The organism is Sphaerisporangium dianthi (genome assembly GCF_042654065.1).
In the GTDB taxonomy this organism is placed as follows: Bacteria; Actinomycetota; Actinomycetes; order Streptosporangiales; family Streptosporangiaceae; genus Sphaerisporangium; species Sphaerisporangium dianthi.
In genome coordinates this window covers 1-622 of the sequence record NZ_JBHSFP010000111.1, presented here as the reverse complement: position 1 = coordinate 622, position 622 = coordinate 1, and the positions used below count along the sequence as shown (strand labels likewise).

The following is a 622-nucleotide window of genomic DNA, read 5'->3' as shown; positions in this document are numbered from 1 at the left end:
TGCCGCTGCTCTGGTAGCCCTCGGTGGCCAGGATCTGGTAGTCGTGGCTGCCGAGGTTCATGCCGTAGCGGGCCCAGGCGTCGAAGTGGTTGCCGGCGGTGATGGTCCCGCCGGTCTTCTTGGACTGGCGGACGCTCCAGTACTGGTTGAAGGTGCTGCTGTTGCCTTCGATGGAGGGGGCGTTGTAGCGGGTGGTCTGGTAGATGTCGTAGGTGCCGCCGTCGCTGGTGACGGTGCCCTTGAAGGAGCCGGTGGGCCGGTAGGTGCCCCAGTTGTCGACGATGTAGTACTCGACCAGGGGGCCTCTCGTCCATCCGTACAGGGTCAGGTAGGCGTTGCCGGAGGGGTTGAAGCTGCCCGAGTAGCTCACCGTCCGACGCGCGCCGGGCTTCCAGCCCTTGCCGGCGACGAAGTTGTTGGTGTTGCGCCATGAGGTGCTGTAGTTGCCGCCGGATCCCAGTTCCATGGACACCGAGCCCTGAGTGTCGGTCCAGAACGAGAAGAAGTAGCCGTTGTTGGTGCCGGTCTGGTTGGTGGTCACGGCCGCGTCGGCGGTGCCGGGCAGCATCATGACCGCGGCCGCCGCTATGACGCAGGCACGGCTGACGCGCCGCCAGATGCG

General features: G+C 65.9%; 1 protein-coding gene. It reads right to left on the bottom strand.

Annotated elements, in window-relative coordinates; genetic code table 11:
• Nucleotides 1-619, bottom strand: a 619-nt coding sequence (locus ACFO60_RS40820; protein WP_380852928.1) for a glycoside hydrolase family 11 protein, incomplete at its 3' end; no start/stop codon positions are given.
• Between the last annotated feature and the right edge of the window lie 3 nt (nucleotides 620-622).